This window comes from Achromobacter sp. KK8 (assembly GCF_054188005.1).
The window spans coordinates 301,811-320,987 of sequence record NZ_CM135178.1 but is presented as its reverse complement, the minus strand read 5'-3'; the positions used below and the strand labels follow the sequence as shown (position 1 = coordinate 320,987).

Sequence of the window (19,177 nt, the reverse complement as noted above, 5' to 3'; positions counted from 1 at the left end):
TTCAGCGCACCAGCGTCACCGGCACCTCGGCCAGCTGCACCACCTGGTTGGCGACCGAGCCGATCAGAACGCCGGCCAGCGCGCCATGGCCGCGCGTGCCCATGACGATGCGCGCGCACTGGTGTTCCTGCGCATAGGCGTGGATCTCGATCGCCGGTTTGCCGAATTCGACATGGCTGGTGTAGTCGGTGCCGGTGACGTCGAGCAGCTTGCGCGCTTCATCGGCGGCTTCCTGGCCCTCGCGCACGTAGTACTCGTCGATCATGTCCTGCGTGACCAGCCGCGACAGGCCGGCGCGGCCCTGCGGCGGCGACTGGATGTTGAGCAGGTGGATGCGCGCGTCGGGCGCGCCCTGGGCCAGCTGGCGCGCGTGCAGCACGGCGCGGTTGGCATTGTCGGAACCGTCCACGGGGACGAGGATGTTCAGCATGGCGGCTCCTTACTTGACCAGGGTGACGGGCAATTCCGTCAGGTGCAGGACCTTGGTGGCGACCGAGCCCATGAACAGCGCGGCCACCGAGCCCATGCCGCGCGTGCCCATGTAGATTTCGTCGGCGTCGATCTCGGCGGCGACGCGGGCGATGGTCTCGGCCGCCGCGCCGGTCTCGATGCGCGGGGTGAACGGCACGCCGGCTTGCGCCAGCAAGGCGCTGGCGTCGCGCAGCGCGGCCTCGCCTTCTTCCTGGTGATAGGCGTCGATATCGGCCTGCGACAGGCCGCGGCCGATCTTGCCGGCCTGCAGCGGGATCTGCACGGTCAGCAGCTCCACGCGTTCGACGGGGTCATAGCTGCGCGCATCGAGCATGGCGCGCACGGCGTGGACGGCATGCTGCGAGCCGTCCACCGGGATCAGAATGCGTTTCATCGACGTCTCCTTGTTGTCCGCGAGCCCGCGGCCGCCCCGTCATGGCGGCGCCGCGGCAACTCCACTTTACGCAATTATTCCGCCGGACGGGGGCCGGCGGGATGCGCGCAATCAAGGGAAACGGAATCGGCCCGTCAGCACCACCCGGGCGGCACCCGCGTGGCGGTCGCCGGCAGGCCGAGCAGTTGCGCGGCCAGGCCGGCCAGCGCGGCGGCGTCGCCGGTGGTTACCAGTTCCACCGCGCCGGGGCCCGCGCCCGCCAGCAGTCCGCGTTCCTGCAACTGGTGCCGCAGGCGCCGCGCCACCGGCCCGCCGGTTTCCAGCAATGGCACGGCGGGGCCCGCCGCGGCCTGGATCGCGTCATGCAGGAACGGGAAATGGGTGCAGCCCAGCACCAGCGCATCGGCGCCCTGGGCCAGCAGTTCATGCACCGGCGCGGCCACGACGCGGGCGGCGGCCTCGCCTTGGATTTCACCGCGTTCCACCTGCAGCACCCATTCGGGGCAGGGGCGGAACAGGATGCGGATCTCCGGCGCCTCGCGCTGCACCAGAGCGGCGAACTTGGGGCTGGCCAGCGTGCCCGTGGTGGCGAAGACGCCCACCACGCCGCTGCGCGTCAGGTGCGCGGCCGGCTTGATGGCTGGTTCCACGCCGATGATCGCCAGGTCCGGATGGCGGGCGCGGAGGGCGGCGATGGCGGCGGCCGTGGCGGTGTTGCAGGCCACCACCATGGCCTTGGCCCGGCGCGACACCAGGTAGTCGGCGATGGCCAGCGCCCTTTGCTGGACGTATTGCTGCGTCTTCTCGCCGTAGGGCACGTGGGCGGAGTCGGCCACGTACAGCAGGTGCTCGTGCGGCAGGGCCTCGCGGATGGCGCGCAGCACGCTCAATCCGCCGACGCCGGAGTCGTATACGCCGATGGGATGGGGGGCGGGCATGGGGATGCGGCTGGGACTGGGGGTGGCCAGTGTAGCGCTATCGCGCCGGGTCCTCGGCTTCGCGGTGTGCCCGCACTTCCTCGATCAGGCGGCGGATGGCGCCGGTCAGCGGCGCGTCGCGCCAGATCAGCGTGAGCGGCGCGCGCATTGCCACCGGGCCGCTGACGTTGACGTACACCACGCCCTCGATATTGACCCGGCGCAGCGAGGCCGGCACCAGCGACACGCCCAGGCCGGCCGCCACCAGGCTGAGGGTGGACAGCATGCGCGGCGCTTCCTGGGCCACCCTGGGGCTGAAGCCCGCGGCGCGGCACGCCGAAATGATGGCATCGTACAGTCCCGGGCCGTTGTGGCGGCGATACAGGATCAGCGATTCGTCGGCCAGTTCCGACAGGGCGATGCGCTTGCGCGCGCGGCCCTTGACCATGGGGTGGTCGGCCGGAAAGGCGGCCAGCATGCTTTCCTCCAGCACGGTCTCGACCGCCACGCCGCGGTCGACGCCATGGGCGCCGCGGATGAAGGCCACGTCGACGCGGCCGTCGCGCACGTCTTCCATCAGTTCGCCGGTGCTGCTTTCCTCCAGCACCAGGCGCACCTGCGGCGCGTTCTCGCGAAAGCGGCGGATCAGCGACGGCACGAAGGGATGGAAGGCCGCCGAACCGGTGAAACCCACCGTCAGCCTGCCGCTTTCTCCCAGCGACACGCGCCGCACGCCATCGACCGCCTGGTCGACCAGGGCCAGGATGCTGCGCGCGTCGGCCAGCAGGGCGCGGCCGCTTTCGGTCAGCTCCATGCCGCGCGGCAGCCGGTGGAACAGCGTGACGCCCAGCTCCTGTTCCAGCACGCGGATCTGCTGGCTCAGTGGGGGCTGGCGGATACCGAGCCGGGCGGCGGCCTTGGTCAGGTGGGATTCCTCGGCCACCGCCAGGAAATAGCGCAACAGACGCAGGTCGACGGATGCCATATGAACAGGATATGAGTGTTTAACCAGTCATATATTAGACATTATCCTGGCGCGGGAGTAGGCTGCGTGCTGTCTCTCCACTCCCGGCGCCGCGGCGCCGGCGCCTTGCGGACCCGCCGCGACCTCCACGACAATGAACGCAGCAGCACCTGATTCCCCCGACGCCGCCACGCGGCCGCCGCCCACTTGCGGGCAACTGTTCTACGGATTCCTCATGCTCGGCCTGACCGCCTTCGGCGGCGCGCTGCCCCTGGCGCGCCGCATGGTGGTCGAAAAGCACCGCTGGCTGTCCGGCGCCGAGTTCACCGACCTGCTGGGGCTGTGCCAGTTCCTGCCGGGCGGCAACATCATCAACCTGTCGGTGGCGCTGGGCATGAAGTTCCGCGGCCCGCGCGGCGCCTTCGCGGCGCTGATGGGCCTGATCCTGGCGCCTTCGGCCATCGTGGTGCTGCTGGGCATGGTCTACGACCGCTTCCAGAACGACCCGCACATCCAGCACCTGTTCGCCGGGCTGGCCGCGGCTGCCGCAGGGCTGCTGATTTCGATGGCGGTCAAGATCGGCATGCCGGTCCTGAAGCGCCGCGATTGGCTGGCCGGCCTGGTGGCCACGGCCTGTTTCATCGCCATCGCGGTGCTGCGCATCCCGCTGCTGCCGACCATGGCGGTGCTGACGCCGCTGAGCATCCTGCTGGTCTGGAGGCAACGTCGATGATGCAGACCCTGATCGCCCTGGCCATCATCTTTTCGCAGCTGTCGGTGCTGGCCTTCGGCGGCGGCAACACCATCCTGCCCGAAATGCAGCGCCAGGTGGTGGAGGTGCACGGCTGGATGACGGCCGCCGACTTCTCCGCGCTGTTCGCCCTGGGCCAGGCGGCGCCCGGCCCCAACCTGATGGTGGTCACGCTGGTCGGCTGGCACGTGGCCGGCTGGGCCGGCATGCTGGTCACCACGCTGGCCAAGTTCGGGCCGTCGTCCCTCATCACCATCATCGCCCTGGGCCTGTGGGAGCGCTTCAAGGACCGGCCCTGGCGCGGCGTGATCCAGGCCGGCATCTTCCCCATGACGGTGGGGCTGGTGGCCGCCAGCGCCGCCCTGATCACCGAGGCCTCGGTGCATTCCTGGCTGCTGGGCGCCATCACCGCCGTGGTCGCGTTGCTGGGCAGCGCCTCGCGCATCCACCCGCTATGGCTGCTGTTCGGCGGGGCGCTGGTCGGATTGCTCGCTATCGGTTAGCGTTTAGGCTCCTGCCACGCTGGGAGTCCGCCATGACGCTGCCGGTCAAGGATCCGGATATCGAATCGCCGCCCGCCGGGATCGCGCCGCTGCCGTTCTTCCATGCGCACCGGCGGCTGGTGCTGTGCGGCGCGCTGTTCGCCATCCTGGCGGGCGCGCTGTGGCGCGTCGGCCTCACGCCCAGCCGCGCCGGGCTGCTGGCGTTCGACGTGGCGGCGCTGGTGTTCCTGCTGCTGACCGGCGCCGCGTTCGGCAGGGCCACGCCGGACATGATGCGGGTACGCGCGCAGCAGGTCGACGTCGGCCGCAGCGCCGTGCTCTGGAGCAGCGTGGCGCTGTCCTGCCTGGTGATGGCGGCGCTGTGGACCGAAATGCGCGCGGCTGGCGGCGCCGAGGGCGTGGCCGACCTGGTGGCGGCCGCCGTCAGCATCGTGCTGTCGTGGCTCTACCTGAACATGATCTTCGCGCTGCATTACGCGCATGGCTACTACAGCCATCGCAATGCCCTGCACAAGGGCCTGGATTTTCCGGGCAAGGAAGACCCCGACTACTGGGACTTCGCCTATTTCGCCCTGGTGCTGGGCATGACGTTCCAGGTTTCCGACGTGCAGATCGTCAGCCGGCGGATGCGGCGCACGGCGCTGGTGCACAGCGTCATCGCCTTCTTCTTCAACGTCTTCATCATCGCCATCAGCGTCAACGTCGCGGCGGGGCGGGCATGAAAAAACGGCCGTGAGGCCGGTTGACCGCTCTCAGGCCGCCGCCAGCCGCCACAGCGACGTGACTTCCTTCGAGCGCGCCGCGTACAAGGGATCGTCGGGATCCTTGGCGCGGCCATGCGTGGGCCGCGTATCGATGCGTTCCAGCACGCGCAGGCCGGCCTGCTCGATCATCTCCAGCAATTGCTCGCGGGTGCGCAGCCCCAGGTGCTCGGCCAGGTCCGACAGGATCAGCCAGCCCTCGCCGCTGGGCGTCAGGTGCGCCGCCAGCCCGTTCAGGAAGCCCCGCAGCATGCGGCTGTCGGGGTCGTAGACGGCGTGCTCGACGGGCGAACTGGGCCGGGCCGGCAGCCACGGCGGGTTGCAGACGGCCAGCGACACCCGGCCTTCGGGAAAGAGGTCGGCCTGCGCCACCTCGACCTGTTTCGACAGGCCCAGCCGTTCGAGGTTTTCGCGGGCGCAGGCCAGCGCCCGCGGGTCCATGTCGGTGGCGATGACGCGCTTGCCGCCGCGCCGCGCCAGCACCGCCGCCAGCACGCCGGTGCCGGTGCCGATATCGAAGGCCACGCTGCCGCGCGGCATCGGCGTGCGCGCCACCAGGTCGATGTACTCGCCGCGCAACGGCGAAAACACGCCATAGTGGGGGTGGATGCGGTTGTCCAGCGCGGGGATCTCCACGCCTTTCTTGCGCCATTCGAAGGCGCCGATCAGGCCCAGCAGTTCGCGCAGCGACGCCACGTAGGGCTCGTTGGCGGGGCCGTGGGCTTCTTCGCAGGCCTGCCGCGCATCCGGCGCGCGGCGCAGCGAAATGCCGTGGCCGGCGTCGAACGGAATCAGCAGCATGCCCAGGACGCGGGCGCGCTGCGACTGGATCTGGCGATGCTGGTTGAAGGCCTCCAGCATGGTGTCCACCGGCTTGCGCGGACGCTTGTCGACCCGCCGGGTCATGGCCTGCAGCAACTGGCGCGCATTCTGGAAGTCGCCACGCCACAGCAGGCCGACCCCTTCGCAGGCCAGGCGATAGGCCGCGTCCGCCGTGGTGCGGTCGTCGGCCAGCACCACGCGCTTGGGGGGCGCGGCGCCCGATTCCGAGCGCCAGCGGGCGCTATGGTGGGTCAGGTCCGGGGCCTCGCCCTCCGTCCAATGCAGTTCAGGCTGGGTCAACGGGACGCTCCGGGCAGGGAAGGCTTGGGGGACAGGGCGGTCATGAAACGGGGAAATCCGGGGAACGGAAAAAGAAAAGGCGCGGGCTGCCAATGTAGCAGCTTCGCGCCCCGTGGGCGGCGGACGAGGCGTGGCGCCGCCCACCGGGTCCGTCTCAGTGGAACAGCACCACCGTCTTTTGCAGCGTGATCCAGATGCCCCAGGCCAGCGGGATGCCGACGCAGGCCCAGGCGAACAGCACCAGGGCCAGCGGCGTGCGGAAGGTCGAGGCGCCCACGCCATGGGTCTCGGCGGCCACGGCGCGCTCGTGCGCCAGGGCCTTTTCGCGCGCCAGTTCCTCGTCGTTCATGAAGTACTTGGGATTCACCGGGCGGATCGCCAGGTTGCACAGGAAGCCCAGCACCAGCATGCCCGCCAGGATGTACATGGTGATGTCGTAGACCTGCGCCCGCGGCACGCCGATGGACAGCTGGTATTCGCGGATGTAGTTCACCAGCACGGGCCCGAAGATGCCCGCCGCCGACCACGCCGTCAGCAGACGGCCGTGGATGGCGCCCACCATCTGTGTGCCGAACAGGTCCGCCAGGTAGGCCGGCACGGTGGAAAAGCCGCCGCCGTACATCGACAGGATGACGCAGAAGGCCCCCACGAACAACGCCAGCGCGCCCATGTGCGCGGTCCACGGAATGGCCGCGTACAGCGCGAAGCCCAGCACGAAGAACACCAGGTAGGTCATCTTGCGGCCCAGCTTGTCCGACAGGCTGGCCCAGAAGAAGCGGCCGCCGATATTGAACAGGCTGAGCAGGCCGGTAAAGCCCGCGGCGATGGCGGCGATCGCGGCCAGCTGGCTCTTGTCGAGCTGGCCGTAGCCCAGCTCGGGCTTGTTGATCAGGCCGCCGCCGAACACTTCCTGCAGCAGCGGCGAGGCCATGCCCAGGATGCCGATGCCGGCGGTCACGTTCAGGCACAGCACCAGCCACACCAGCCAGAACTGCGGCACGCCCCAGACCCGCTTCACGTGCACGTGGCCCTTGGTGATCATGACGTTGTTGGCGTGCTTGGCGGGCGCGGTCCAGCCTTGCGGCTTCCAGCCGGTGGGCGGCACGCGGTAGCCGAGCGCGCCCGACATCATGAAGACGAAGTACACCAGCGCCATGGTCAGGAAGGTCTGCCACACGCCCGGCGAGGTGGGCGTGGCGAAGTGGCGCATCAGCACGTCGGCCAGCGGCGCGCCGATCATGGCACCGCCGCCGAAGCCCATGATGGCCATGCCCGTCGCCATGCCGCGACGGTCCGGGAACCACTTGATCAGCGTGCTGACCGGCGAGATATAGCCCAGCCCCAGCCCGATGCCGCCGATGACGCCCGAGCCCAGCCACAGCATCCACATCTGGTGCAGGTAGACGCCGGCCGCCGAGATCACCAGGCCGCCGCACCAGCACAGCGCCGACACCACGCCGGCCTTGCGCGGTCCGGCGCGTTCCAGCCAGCCGCCCCACAGGGCCGCCGAGCAGCCCAGCAGCACGAAGAACAGCGTGTACATCCACCCCATGGTGGAGATGCGCCAGTCGCAACTGGTGGTGAACAGTTCGGCGACCAGGCTCATGTCGGCCGGGCATTGCAGCGGCTGGGCGCCGCCGATGGCCTTGGACAGGGGCAGCCAGAACACCGAAAAGCCATAGGCCATGCCGATGCAAAGGTGGATGGCCAGCGCGGCCGGGGGTACCAGCCAGCGCGAGAAGCCCGGCCCGGCGATGGTGCGTTCTTTGTCCAGGAAGCCCGGCTTGGCGCCGGGCAGGTCGAGTGTTGCAGTGCTTTCCATGAGGTCTCCTCGGGGTGCGGCTTTATAGCGGCGTTGGCTGGAGAAATCCAGTCCCGCCGTCTCTTGTTGAACCCTTTGCTGCGGTAAAGCTTGCTGCGCCCGCGCGCCGTCGTGGGCACGCGGATCGGTGTGGACGCGTCGGTCGGTCAGGACACGCGCGCCAGCGGTGTCAGGCGTTCGCGGTTCTGCGCCACCGCCTCCAGCACCAGCGGATGCAATTGGTGTTCGCCGGCATCGCCGTCGGGCTGCCGCGCCAGGAAGTCCAGCAGCTCGTTGCGCATGCGGGGCTCCCAGAATTTGTGGATGTGGTTGGCCACGCCTTCCACCGCTTCCGGCCGCAGCGGCATGGCTTCGAAGAATTGGCCGATGCGGTTGGCCATGCGGATCAGGTTGCCGATTTCCATGCGTGTCAGGTCTGCGAAGTGATGCGTTCAGGGTGGGAATACAGGGTCGCGTCGTCGTCGCGCAAAAAGCCCAGCAGCGCGATGCCGGCGCTGTCGGCCAGGCGCACGGCCAACGCGGTCGGGGCCGATACCGCCGCCAGGATGCCGACGCCGGCCGCTGCGGTCTTCTGCACCATCTCGAAGCTGGCGCGGCTGGACACCAGCACCACGCCGTGCGCGGCGGACAGGGCCTGGCGCGCCAGCGCGCCGACCAGCTTGTCGAGCGCGTTGTGGCGGCCCACGTCCTCGCGCACCAGGGCCACGGCGCCGCTGGCGTCGGCCCAGCCGGCGGCGTGGGTGGCCCCGGTCAGGTCATGCAGCGCCTGGCGCGCGCGCATGTCGCGCATCGCCCGCAGCACCGCGCCCACCGGCAGCGGCGCGCCGGCGGGCACCGGCGCGACCGGCCGCAGCACCTCGGGCAGCGTCTCGACGCCGCACAGCCCGCAGCCGGTGCGTCCGGCCATGGCGCGGCGGCGCGATTTCAAGCGCGCCTCGCAGGCGCTGGAAATCTCGATCTGCACCACGATGCCGTCGCATTGCGGCAGCACGTCGATGCCGCGCACGTCGGCCACGCTGTCGATGATGCCTTCCGACAGCGAAAAGCCGACGGCGAAGTCCTCCAGGTCGGCGGGCGTGGCCAGCATGGTGGCGTGGCTGATGCCGTTGAACTCCAGCGCCACTGGCGTTTCTTCGGCCAGCCGGTCGCCCTCGGCGTGCGGCGCGATGGCGCCGGCCCGCACGCGGGTCACCTGGGCCGCCACGGAATCGGGGCGGTCTGCGGGGGAGGAAGGGCTGTGGTCCATGGCGGCTCCGGCCGGCTGTCGGGGTTATTTCCCCGCCAGCGTGGCTTCGCTTTCGCGTGAGCGCTCGCGCAGCAGCTTCTGCTGGATGTCCGCGAAGCGCGACCATTGCCGCTGCCATTCCGATGGCTGGGACACGCGCGTGACCTGCACGGCCGTGACCTTGTACTCGGGGCAGTTGGTGGCCCAGTCGGAACTGTCGGTGGTGACGACGTTGGCGCCGGACTCGGGGAAGTGGAAGGTGGTGTATACCACGCCCGGCTGCACCCGGTCGGTCAGGGTCGCGCGCAGCACGGTCTCGCCCGAGCGGCTCTGGATGCCGACCCAGTCGCCTTCGTTGACGCCACGGTCCTCGGCGTCCTGCGGATGGATCTCCAGCACGTCCTCGCTGTGCCACATGACATTGGGCGTGCGGCGCGTCTGCGCGCCCACGTTGTATTGCGACAGGATGCGGCCGGTGGTCAACAGCAGCGGGAAGCGGCGCGTGCTGCGTTCGTCGGTCGGCACGTACTTGGTGATCATGAACTTGCCCTTGCCGCGCACGAAGCTGTCGATGTGCATGATCGGCGTGCCCTCGGGCGCGTCGTCGTTGCATGGCCATTGCAGGCTGCCCAGCTTGTCCAGCTTCTCGTAGCTGACGCCGCTGAAGGTCGGCGTCAGGCGCGCGATCTCCTGCATGATCTCGCGCGGGTGGCGGTAGTTCATGGGATAGCCCAGCGCGTTCGACAGCGCCACGGTCACTTCCCAGTCGGCCTTGCCGTTCTTCGGTTCCATCACCTTGCGCACGCGCGAGATGCGGCGCTCGGCGTTGGTGAAGGTGCCGTCCTTTTCCAGGAACGACGAACCCGGCAGGAACACGTGCGCGTACTTGGCGGTCTCGTTCAGGAACAGGTCCTGCACCACGATGCATTCCATCGCCGCCAGCGACGCCGCCACGTGCTGCGTGTTGGGATCGGACTGCACGATGTCCTCGCCCTGGCAGTACAGGCCCTTGAAGGTGCCGCCCAGCGCGGCCTCGAACATGTTGGGAATGCGCAGGCCGGGCTCGGGCTGCAGCGTCACGCCCCAGTCCTGCTCGAACTGCGCCCGCGCCACGTTGTCGGAAATGTGGCGGTAGCCCGGCAGCTCGTGCGGGAACGAACCCATGTCGCACGAGCCCTGCACGTTGTTCTGGCCGCGCAGCGGGTTCACGCCCACGCCTTCGCGGCCGACATTGCCGGTGGCCATGGCCAGGTTGGCGATGGCCATGACGGTGGTCGATCCCTGGCTGTGCTCGGTCACGCCCAGGCCGTAGTAGATCGAGCCGTTGCCGCCGGTGGCGAACAGGCGCGCCGCGCCGCGCACGGCCTGCGCCGGCACGCCGGTGATCTCGGCCATGGCTTCGGGCGAGTTCTCGGGCAGCGACACGAAGTCGCGCCATTCCTGGAACGCCTTGGCCTCGCAGCGCTCGGCCACGTAGGCCTCGTCGATCAGCCCTTCGGTGGCGATCACGTGCGCCATCGATGACAGCAGCGCGGTGTTGGTGCCGGGCCGCACCTGCAGGTGGAAGTCGGCCTTGATGTGCGGCGAACTCACCAGCTCGATGCGGCGCGGGTCGATCACGATCAGCCGCGCGCCCTGGCGCAGGCGGCGCTTCAGGCGCGAGGCGAACACCGGATGGCCGCTGGAGGGGTTGGCGCCCATGACGATGACCACGTCGGTGTGCATCACCGAGTCGAAGGTCTGGGTGCCGGCGGATTCGCCCAGCGTCTGCTTCAGCCCGTAGCCCGTGGGCGAATGGCACACGCGGGCGCAGGTGTCGACGTTGTTGGTGCCGAAGGCGGCGCGCACCAGCTTCTGCACCAGCCAGGTTTCCTCGTTGGTGCAGCGCGACGACGTGATGCCGCCGACCGCGTCGCGGCCGTACTGGCCCTGGATGCGGCGGAATTCGGAAGCCGCGTACTCGATCGCCTCTTCCCACGACACTTCGCGCCAGGAATCGGTGATGCGCTTGCGGATCATCGGCTTGAGCACGCGTTCCTTGTGGGTGGCGTAGCCCCAGGCGAAGCGGCCCTTGACGCAGGAGTGGCCGCGGTTGGCCTGGCCATCCTTCCACGGCACCATGCGCACCACTTCCTGGCCCTTCATCTCGGCTTTGAAGCCACAGCCCACGCCGCAATAGGCGCAGGTGGTGACCACCGAGTGCTCGGCCTGGCCCATCATGATGACGGTCTTTTCCTGCAGGGTCGAGGTCGGACAGGCTTGCACGCAGGCGCCGCAGGACACGCATTCGCTCTCCAGGAACGGCTGGTCCTGCCCCGGCGACACGCGCGACTCGAAGCCCTTGCCCGAGATGGTCAGCGCGAAGGTGCCCTGGGTTTCCTCGCAGGCGCGCACGCAGCGGTTGCAGACGATGCACTTGGAGGCGTCATAGGTGAAGTACGGGTTGGACTCGTCCTTCTCGCTCTTCAAGTGGTTGGCGCCGTCATAGCCGTAGCGCACGTTGCGCAGCCCCACCACGCCGGCCATGTCCTGCAGCTCGCAGTCGCCGTTGGCCGGACAGGTCAGGCAGTCCAGCGGATGGTCGGAGATGTACAGCTCCATCACCCCGCGCCGCAGGTCGTGCAGCTTGGGTGTTTCGGTGAACACCACCATGCCGTTCTCGGCCGGCGTGGTGCACGAGGCGGGATAGCCGCGCCGGCCCTCGATCTGCACCAGGCACAGGCGGCACGAGCCGAACGGCTCCAGGCTGTCGGTGGCGCAGAGCTTGGGGATGTTGATGCCGGCCTCGGCGGCCGCGCGCATCAGCGAGGTGCCTTCGGCCACGGTGATTTCCTGGCCGTCGATGGTCAGGGTGACGGTCTTTTCGGACACCCGCGCCGGGGTGCCCAGATCGCGGTCGCGCTTGATGACGGTTTCTAGCATGGCGGTCTCGGATTCAGGCGGGGTGGGCGGCGGACTGCGCGGACTCGATGCCGAAGTCCTGCGGGAAGTGGTTCAGCGCGGACAGCACCGGGTAGGGCGCCATGCCCCCCAGGGCGCACAGCGATCCGCCCAGCATGGTGTCGCACAGGTCGCGCAGCAGGTGCACCTGCTGTTCGCGCCCCGGGCCGCCGGCGGTGATCTTGTCGATGGTCTCCACGCCACGGGTCGAGCCGATGCGACAGGGCGTGCACTTGCCACAGGACTCGATGGCGCAGAACTCCATCGCATAGCGCGCCATGCGCGCCATGTCGACGCTGTCGTCGAACGCCACCAGGCCGCCGTGGCCGATCATGGCCGAGATCTGGACATAGGCTTCGTAGTCCAGCGGCACATCCCACTGCGATTCGGGCAGGTAGGCGCCCAGCGGGCCGCCGACCTGCACCGCGCGCAGCGGCCGGCCCGAGGCGCTGCCGCCGCCGAAGGTGTAGAGCAGGTCTCGCAGGCTCAGGCCGAAGGCCTTTTCCACCAGCCCGCCCTGCTTGAGGTTGCCGGCCAGCTGGAACGGCAGCGTGCCGTGCGAGCGGCCCACGCCGTAGTCGCGGTAATAGGCCGCGCCCTTGGCCAGGATGATCGGCACGGTGGCCAGCGAGATCACGTTGTTGATCACGGTGGGCTTGCCGAACAGGCCCGCGATCGCCGGCAGCGGCGGCTTGGCGCGCACCACGCCGCGCTTGCCCTCGATGCTCTCCAGCAGCGAGGTTTCCTCGCCGCAGATATAGGCGCCGGCGCCCTTGCGCACTTCCAGGTCGAAGCGGCGGCCGCTGCCGTGCACGTCGTCGCCCAGCCAGCCGACGCTGCGCGCCCGCTCGATGGCGGCCTCCAGCGTGGCGATGGCGTGCGGGTATTCGGAACGCACGTAGATGTAGCCGTAGGTGGCGCCCACCGCCAGGCCGGCGATGGTCATGCCCTCGATCAGCACGTAGGGATCGCCTTCCATCAGCAGGCGGTCGGCGAAGGTGCCCGAATCGCCCTCGTCGGCATTGCAGACGATGTACTTGCGGTCGGCCGGCGACCCCAGCACGGTCTTCCACTTGATGCCGGTGGGAAAGGCCGCGCCGCCGCGTCCGCGCAGGCCCGACGTGACCATCTCTTCGACGATGGCGGCGGGCTCCATGGCCAGCGCGCGCTTCAGGCCCTGCAGGCCGCCGTGCGCGGCGTAGTCCTGCAGCGACAGCGGATCGATCACGCCGACGCGGGCGAAGGTCAGGCGTTCCTGCTGCTTGAGATAAGGAATCTCCTCGGTCAGGCCCAGGCCCAGCGGATGCGCGCCGCCCGTCAGCCAGCCGGCGTCGAACAGCGCCGGCACGTCCTCGGGCTGCACCGGCCCGTAGGCCAGGCGGCCCTGGGGCGTGGCGATCTCGACCAGCGGTTCCAGCCACAGCAAGCCGCGCGAGCCGTTGCGCACCACTTGCACGGCCAGGCCGCGTTCGTCGGCGGCCAGTTCGATGGCGGCGGCCACGGCGTCGGCGTCCATGGCCAGCGCCGCGGCGTCGCGCGGCACGTAGATCAGGGTGGGGGCGCTCATTGGCCGGCCTCCCGCGCGCGATGCAGCAGGCGGTCGAGCTTGGCCGGCGTGACGCGTGCGTGCGGCTGGCCGTCCAGCATCACCGCCGGCGACTGGGCGCACAGGCCCAGGCAGTACACCGGCTCCAGCGTGAAGTCGCCGTCGCGCGTGCTGGCATGGAAATCACAGCCCAACGCCTGGCGCGCATGGGCGGCCAGTTGTTCGCCGCCCATCGCCTGGCAGGATTCGGCGCGGCATACTTCCAGCGTGTGGCGCCCGGCGGGTTCGCTGCGGAAATGGGGGTAGAAGGTGATGACGCCGTGGACTTCGGCGCGCGACAGGTTCAGGGCCTCGGCGATGGTCTGCACCGCCTCGGCCGGAATACAGCCCAGTTCGTGCTGCACCGCGTGCAGCACCGGCAACAGGGGGCCGGGCTGGTCCTTCAGGCGCGCCAGGATGCGGGCGGTGGCCGCCACCGCCGGGCTGGCGGACGCCTGGGCGGCGTCCAACGCCAACGCGCCGCCACGGGCGCCGCCGGTGGAAGCCAGATCGGATTTTGCCTCGCGCTGGCGCATGGCGGTCTCCTCCAAGTAGTGCTGGGCCCCGTAGGGTGGGGGGCTGTTGTGATGGGAGGTCAGGGTGATTTATATGTAAAGAAAAACATATAAAATTCCCGTGCCTCGCGTTATTTGTGTACTCTAAATAGGTAATTAATCGCCTTCAATAAGAAATAAATGACATATAAGTTCCGAATCGGCCTGCGGCCGCAATGGACCTTGGGTGGAGACGACGGCGCCCCCGTGCCGCTGCAGGACATGCTGGCGCTGCTGGCCGCCATCGACGCCACCGGCAACATCGCCGGCGCCTGTCGCGCCTGTGATCTGTCATACCGGCACGCCTGGGGCGTGCTGCGCCGTTTCGAAGGCATCTTCGGCACCCAGCTGCTGATCACCAACCGTCGCCAGGGCACCCAGCTGTCGCCGTTCGCGCAGCGCCTGCTGTGGGCCAACCGCCGCATCGAGGCGCGGTTGATGCCCACGCTCGACAGCCTGGCCTCGGAACTGCAGGAGGAACTGGCGCGGCTCTTGCCGGAAAACGATCCGCACCTGCGGCTGCACGCCAGCCACGGCTTCGCGGTGGAATCGCTGATGGAACACATGGGCGGGCGCAAGCCGGGGCTGGAACTGCGCTACCGCACCGCGATCGAGGCGCTGGCCTCGCTCGAGCGCGGCGAATGCGACCTGGCGGGCTTCCAGGTGCCGCTGGGCGACTTCGAGGCGCCCATCATGGATCGCTACGCACAGTGGCTGCACGCCGACGATTACGTGCTGATCCACCTGGCGGTGCGCAATACCGGGCTGTTCGTGATGGCCGGCAATCCCAAGCGCATCAGCGGCATGGCCGACCTGGCGCGCCAGGACGTGCGTTTCGTCAACCGCCAGATCGGCTCCAGCACGCGCTATCTGGTCAGCCTGATGCTGCAGCGCGCGGGGGTCTCGATCAGCGAGGTTCAGGGCTACGAGACCAACGAATTCACCCACATGGCGATCGCCGCCCATATTGCCAGCGGCATGGCCGATACCGGTGTGGGCGTGGAGACCGCCGCCTGCCGCTTCGGCCTGGACTTCATCCCGCTGGTGCGCGAGCGTTATTTCTTCGCCATCCGCAAGAGTGCGCTCGAAACGCCCGCCATGCGCGACCTGCTGTCCATCATGCGCAGCCCCGACTACGTCGGCTACGTCGGCCAGCTGGTGGGCTACGACGCCCGCGACACCGGCCGCCTGCAGACCCTTGAAGAGGCATTTTCCTAGGCGCGCCGCCGCGTGCGCCGGGCTATGATGTTCCCATGAGCAAAGTGATCCTCCTGGCTGACCGCCGCACCGAGCGTCCGGCGCCCCTGGCGCCGCCGCCCGCGGGCCGGCCCGCGCTCGACCGGCGCGCGCGGCCGCTGCGCGACCTGCGCATCTCGGTCACGGACCGCTGCAATTTCCGCTGCACCTACTGCATGCCGCGCGAGGTATTCGATACCAACTACGTCTTCATGCGCCATTCCGACCTGCTGTCGTTCGAGGAAATCGCGCGGCTGGCCGGCGTCTTCACCCGCCTGGGGGTGGAGAAGATCCGCCTGACCGGCGGCGAGCCGCTGCTGCGCAAGCATGTGGAAAACCTGGTCGGCCTGCTGTCCGGGCTGCGCACGCCCGCCGGCCGGCCGCTGGAACTGACGCTCACCACCAACGGCAGCCTGCTCGAACGCAAGGCCGCCGTGCTCAAGCAGGCGGGGCTTAACCGCGTCACGGTCAGCCTGGACGCGCTGGACGCGTCCATGTTCCAGGACATGAGCGACAGCGGCTTCACCCCCGACGACGTGCTGCGCGGCATCGACGCCGCCGCCGCGGCCGGGCTGGCGCCCGTCAAGGTCAACATGGTGGTGCGGCGCGGCCTGAACGATGCGCAGATCCTGCCGATGGCCGAGCGCTTTCGCGGCAGCGGCCACATCCTGCGCTTCATCGAATACATGGATGTGGGCAACACCAACGGCTGGAACCTGACCGAAGTGGTGCCCAGCGAGGAAGTGCTGGCGCGCATCGGCGCGGCCCATCCGCTCGAACCGATCTCCACCGACGGCATGGGCCGCGTCGCCGAACGCTGGCGCTATCGCGACGGCGGCGGCGAGATCGGCGTCATCTCCAGCGTCACTCACGCCTTCTGCGGCGGCTGTACGCGCGCGCGCCTGTCGCCGGAAGGCAAGCTGTTCCTGTGCCTGTTCGGAAACGAGGGCCACGACCTGCGCGCGCCCTTGCGCGACGGCGCCAGCGACGATGAACTGGCCGCCATCCTCACGGGTATCTGGGCCGCCCGGGGCGACAACTACTCCGAACAGCGCGGCCGCAACATGGCCGACCCGGCCCGCAAAGTCGAGATGAGCTACATCGGTGGTTGACCCCGCGCCCGTTTTCGACCGGCAACAGGTGGCCGGCCTGATCCTGGCCGGCGGCCAGGGCTCGCGCATGCAGGGCAGCGACAAGGGATTGGTCCTGCTGGGTGGCGAGCCGCTGGTGGCGCACGTGGCGCGGCGCCTGGCCCCGCAGGTCGGGCCGCTGATTCTCAGCGCCAACCGCAATGCCGACAGCTACGCCCGCTATGGCCGGGTGGTGGCCGACGATACCGATGCGCTGGGCGCCTGGCAGGGGCCGCTGGCGGGCCTTGCCGCCGGCCTGGCGGCCGCCGCGCCGTGCGAATGGCTGGTGGTGGCGCCGTGCGACACGCCGTTCCTGCCGGCGGATCTGGCCCACCGCCTGATCGCCGCGGCGCGGGCGGCGGGCGCGCCCCTGGCCTATGCGGTGGCCGGCGGCCAGCGCCATCCGGCCTGCATGGCGCTGCGCACATCCATGCTGCCGGTGCTGCGCGACTACCTCGCCGCCGGCGAACGCAAGGTCGGCCTGTGGCAGTCGCGCGTGGGAGGCGTGGGCGCGCCGTTCGATGACGCGCCCGGCGCGTTCATGAACCTGAACACGCCCGAGGAACTGGCGGCGGCCGAGCGCTACGCCAGCCAGTGACGCAGGTCGTAGTAGGGCACGCGGTCGCGGTCCTGCACCCGCACGTCGGCGGGCAGGCGCGCCAGCCCGGTCGACCACGGCAATGAACTGATCACCCCCGAACCCTGGTGGCCGTAAGGCACCAGTTCGGCGCCGCCGTCGTCGGCCGTGCGGCGCTGCACCCGCAGGAATTCCTCGCGGCTGTCCTGGCGCGGATGCTCGGTGCGCAGCGGCAGCCGGCTGACCGGCGGGAACAACTCTTCGCGGCCCTGCATGCGGCGCACCAGCGGCGTCACCAGCATGGCGAACACCGCGTAGGCCGACACCGGATTGCCCGGCAGGCTGACCACCGGCTTGTCGCCGATCATGGCCAGCGCCACCGGCTTGCCCGGCTTCATGCGCACCTTCCACAGAGACAGTTCGCCGCCCAGCGCGGCCAGCGCCGGCTTGACCAGGTCGCGCTCGCCCACCGACACGCCGCCCACGCTCAGCACCAGGTCGCAATCGGCCAGCAGCGTCTTGAACGCGGCCAGCAGGTCGGCTTCGGTGTCGCGCGCATGCAGCAAGTGGGTCGGTTCGGCCGCCAGCCCGCGCACCAGCGCGGCCAGCATCGGGCCGTTGGAGTTGTAGATCTGCGCCGGTTCGCGCGCCTCGCCGGGGGCCACCAGTTCGTCGCCGGTGGTCAGGATGCCGACCCGCAGGCGGCCGAACACCGGCACGCTCGCAAGGCCCTGCGAGGCCAGCAGCGCCACGTGGGCGGCCTGCAGCTGCGTGCCGGCGGCCAGCAGCGGGGCGCCGGCCAGGGTGTCCTCGCCGCGCAGGCGGATGTGCTGGCCGGGGCGCGGCTCGCGCGTGATCTCGACCTGCTCGTCGGCCTCGTGCGTATCTTCCTGCATCACCACCACGTCGGCGCCAGCGGGGATCAGGCTGCCGGTGAACAGGCGGATGGCATGGCCGGGCTTGAGCGGCTCGGGCGTGTCGCCGGCATAGCAGCGCTGCTGGATCGGCAGGCGCGCGCCCGGCCGCCAGTCGGCCAGGCGCAGCGCGTAGCCGTCCATGGCGCTGTTGTCGGCCGGCGGGATGTCCACGGTGGCGTCGAGGTCGGCCGCCAGCACGCGTCCGGGCGCCTGGTCCAGGCCGACGTCTTCGCGGCGCGCGATGGGGGCGGCCGCGTTGGCCAGCAGGGTCTGGGCTTGGTCGAAATCCAGCATGGGTATCAGTGGTCTTCTTGGTCGCGGGGTTGGAAGTGCGTGGCGAAATTGCAGGGGCGGTGGCCGCTGTCGAGCTGCTCGCGGATGATGCGGTTCCAGGCGGTCTCGCAGGCGTTGTTCGAACCGGGCAGGCAGAACAGCAGGGTCTGGTTGGCCGCGCCGGCAAAGGCGCGCGACTGGATGGTGGAGCTGCCGATTTCCTCGTAGGAGATCTGGCGGAACAGCTCGCCGAAGCCGGGAATCTCGCGGTCCAGCAGCGGCAGGATCGCCTGCGGCACGTGGTCGCCGTGCGAGAAGCCGGTGCCGCCGGTGGTCAGGATGACCTGCACCTCGGGGTCGGCGATCCAGTCGCTGATGACGCGCCGGATCTGGTAGATGTTGTCCTTGGCGATGTCGCGCCGCACGCATTGGTGGCCGGCCTGGGCCAGGCTGTTGGCCAGCAGGTTGCCGGAGGTGTCGTCACCGGCGCTGCGGGTGTCGCTGACCGTCAGCACGGCGCAGGCCAGCGAGACGGGGGAGGCGTCGTTCATGGAGTCTCCTTGGGGGGCGGGGGTTCGGCGTCCCAGGACTGCGTGCGGTCCTGGTCGGATTGGCGCTGTTCCACCCAGAAGCTGTCGCCACCCGCCAGGGTCTCGCGCTTCCAGAAGGGCGCGCGGGTCTTGAGCGCGTCGATGATGAATTCGCAGCCGCGGAAGGCGTCGCCGCGATGCGCGCTGGCCGCGGCCACGAACACGATCTGGGCATTGCGGGCGAGGGCGCCAACCCGGTGCACGATCACGGTGCCGTCCAGGTTCCAGCGCGCGCGGGCGGTGGCGGCGATGTCTTCGAGCTCGCGCTCGCACATGCCGGGGTAGTGTTCCAGGTAAAGCGTGTCGGTGGGCGTGTCCGGCGCGTAGTCGCGCACGTAGCCCACGAAGGTGACGATGCCGCCCACGCCCGGCCCGGCGCTGGCGCGCAGGGCGGCGGTGAGCGCGGCGCCGTCGAAGTCGGCTTCCTGCACGATGACCATGACGC

20 protein-coding genes are annotated in these 19,177 nt (G+C 69.6%); 6 read left to right on the top strand and 14 right to left on the bottom strand.

Annotation, left to right across the window (positions count from 1 at the left end; translation table 11 throughout):
* Window position 1: 1 nt before the first annotated feature.
* The 4 genes from ACVN9Z_RS01560 to ACVN9Z_RS01545 form a co-directional block, all read right to left on the bottom strand.
* The gene (locus ACVN9Z_RS01560; RefSeq protein ID WP_006384626.1) at window positions 2-430 is read right to left on the bottom strand and encodes a universal stress protein; all 429 of its coding nucleotides are present in this window, start codon (window positions 428-430) and stop codon (window positions 2-4) included.
* Window positions 431-439: 9 nt separating this feature from the next.
* Window positions 440-865 (bottom strand): universal stress protein, encoded by a 426-nt coding sequence (locus tag ACVN9Z_RS01555; protein WP_020926638.1) that lies wholly within the window; start codon window positions 863-865, stop codon window positions 440-442.
* Between the two features lie 134 nt (window positions 866-999).
* Window positions 1,000-1,803, bottom strand: a complete 804-nt coding sequence (murI, locus tag ACVN9Z_RS01550; RefSeq protein ID WP_026384328.1) for a glutamate racemase — start codon at window positions 1,801-1,803, stop codon at window positions 1,000-1,002.
* Window positions 1,804-1,840: 37 nt separating this feature from the next.
* Entirely contained in the window at window positions 1,841-2,767 is a 927-nt protein-coding gene (locus tag ACVN9Z_RS01545; RefSeq protein WP_053498151.1) for a LysR substrate-binding domain-containing protein, read from the bottom strand.
* Between the two features lie 133 nt (window positions 2,768-2,900).
* On the opposite strand from ACVN9Z_RS01545, the gene ACVN9Z_RS01540 reads away from it, so the two are divergent.
* From ACVN9Z_RS01540 to ACVN9Z_RS01530, 3 genes are read left to right on the top strand one after another with little or no spacing between them, the layout of a single operon-like run.
* A complete protein-coding gene (locus ACVN9Z_RS01540; RefSeq protein ID WP_006386690.1) occupies window positions 2,901-3,479 on the top strand; it encodes a chromate transporter in 579 nt (192 codons plus the stop codon).
* Complete coding sequence (locus ACVN9Z_RS01535; RefSeq protein ID WP_006386689.1) at window positions 3,476-4,000, top strand: chromate transporter; 525 nt, start codon at window positions 3,476-3,478, stop codon at window positions 3,998-4,000. Before ACVN9Z_RS01540 ends, ACVN9Z_RS01535 begins: the two co-directional genes overlap by 4 nt.
* A gap of 32 nt (window positions 4,001-4,032) precedes the next feature.
* Window positions 4,033-4,722: a DUF1345 domain-containing protein gene (locus ACVN9Z_RS01530; RefSeq protein WP_020926641.1), complete on the top strand. Its 690-nt coding sequence runs from the start codon at window positions 4,033-4,035 to the stop codon at window positions 4,720-4,722.
* Window positions 4,723-4,752: 30 nt separating this feature from the next.
* Here the strand turns inward: ACVN9Z_RS01530 and ACVN9Z_RS01525 are convergent, their stop codons facing one another.
* The 7 genes from ACVN9Z_RS01525 to ACVN9Z_RS01495 form a co-directional block, all read right to left on the bottom strand.
* Window positions 4,753-5,883 carry a methyltransferase gene (locus ACVN9Z_RS01525; RefSeq protein WP_006386687.1) on the bottom strand — a complete coding sequence of 377 codons (1,131 nt, stop codon included), beginning with the start codon at window positions 5,881-5,883 and terminating at the stop codon, window positions 4,753-4,755.
* Window positions 5,884-6,037: 154 nt separating this feature from the next.
* Window positions 6,038-7,705, bottom strand: a complete 1,668-nt coding sequence (locus tag ACVN9Z_RS01520) for an OFA family MFS transporter (protein ID WP_006386686.1) — start codon at window positions 7,703-7,705, stop codon at window positions 6,038-6,040.
* A 146-nt stretch (window positions 7,706-7,851) separates the two neighbouring features.
* Window positions 7,852-8,109 (bottom strand): formate dehydrogenase subunit delta, encoded by a 258-nt coding sequence (locus tag ACVN9Z_RS01515; RefSeq protein WP_006386685.1) that lies wholly within the window; start codon window positions 8,107-8,109, stop codon window positions 7,852-7,854.
* Window positions 8,110-8,114: 5 nt separating this feature from the next.
* Window positions 8,115-8,951, bottom strand: a complete 837-nt coding sequence (fdhD, locus tag ACVN9Z_RS01510) for a formate dehydrogenase accessory sulfurtransferase FdhD (protein WP_038504311.1) — start codon at window positions 8,949-8,951, stop codon at window positions 8,115-8,117.
* A 24-nt stretch (window positions 8,952-8,975) separates the two neighbouring features.
* A complete protein-coding gene (gene fdhF, locus ACVN9Z_RS01505) occupies window positions 8,976-11,852 on the bottom strand; it encodes a formate dehydrogenase subunit alpha (protein WP_238878208.1) in 2,877 nt (958 codons plus the stop codon).
* Between the two features lie 13 nt (window positions 11,853-11,865).
* Window positions 11,866-13,437: a formate dehydrogenase beta subunit gene (locus ACVN9Z_RS01500; protein WP_150101774.1), complete on the bottom strand. Its 1,572-nt coding sequence runs from the start codon at window positions 13,435-13,437 to the stop codon at window positions 11,866-11,868.
* Entirely contained in the window at window positions 13,434-13,991 is a 558-nt protein-coding gene (locus tag ACVN9Z_RS01495; RefSeq protein ID WP_006386680.1) for a formate dehydrogenase subunit gamma, read from the bottom strand. Before ACVN9Z_RS01495 ends, ACVN9Z_RS01500 begins: the two co-directional genes overlap by 4 nt.
* 159 nt (window positions 13,992-14,150) lie before the next feature.
* Between ACVN9Z_RS01495 and ACVN9Z_RS01490 the strand changes: the two genes are divergently transcribed.
* From ACVN9Z_RS01490 to mobA, 3 genes are read left to right on the top strand one after another with little or no spacing between them, the layout of a single operon-like run.
* Window positions 14,151-15,227 carry a substrate-binding domain-containing protein gene (locus ACVN9Z_RS01490; protein ID WP_006386679.1) on the top strand — a complete coding sequence of 359 codons (1,077 nt, stop codon included), beginning with the start codon at window positions 14,151-14,153 and terminating at the stop codon, window positions 15,225-15,227.
* Between the two features lie 35 nt (window positions 15,228-15,262).
* Complete coding sequence (gene moaA / locus ACVN9Z_RS01485; protein WP_458213009.1) at window positions 15,263-16,357, top strand: GTP 3',8-cyclase MoaA; 1,095 nt, start codon at window positions 15,263-15,265, stop codon at window positions 16,355-16,357.
* Window positions 16,350-16,973, top strand: a complete 624-nt coding sequence (gene mobA, locus ACVN9Z_RS01480) for a molybdenum cofactor guanylyltransferase MobA (RefSeq protein WP_458213008.1) — start codon at window positions 16,350-16,352, stop codon at window positions 16,971-16,973. The genes moaA and mobA overlap by 8 nt, the downstream gene beginning before the upstream one ends.
* Here mobA and ACVN9Z_RS01475 read toward each other — a convergent pair.
* The 3 genes from ACVN9Z_RS01475 to ACVN9Z_RS01465 are packed head-to-tail and all read right to left on the bottom strand — an operon-like array spanning window position 16,958 to window position 19,172.
* A complete protein-coding gene (locus ACVN9Z_RS01475; protein ID WP_238920974.1) occupies window positions 16,958-18,163 on the bottom strand; it encodes a molybdopterin molybdotransferase MoeA in 1,206 nt (401 codons plus the stop codon). The genes mobA and ACVN9Z_RS01475 overlap by 16 nt on opposite strands.
* Before the next feature lie 5 nt (window positions 18,164-18,168).
* Window positions 18,169-18,693: a molybdenum cofactor biosynthesis protein B gene (moaB, locus tag ACVN9Z_RS01470; protein ID WP_006386673.1), complete on the bottom strand. Its 525-nt coding sequence runs from the start codon at window positions 18,691-18,693 to the stop codon at window positions 18,169-18,171.
* Window positions 18,690-19,172, bottom strand: coding sequence for a molybdenum cofactor biosynthesis protein MoaE (locus tag ACVN9Z_RS01465; protein ID WP_006386672.1), 483 nt, complete (start codon window positions 19,170-19,172; stop codon window positions 18,690-18,692). Before ACVN9Z_RS01465 ends, moaB begins: the two co-directional genes overlap by 4 nt.
* Window positions 19,173-19,177: the final 5 nt, after the last annotated feature.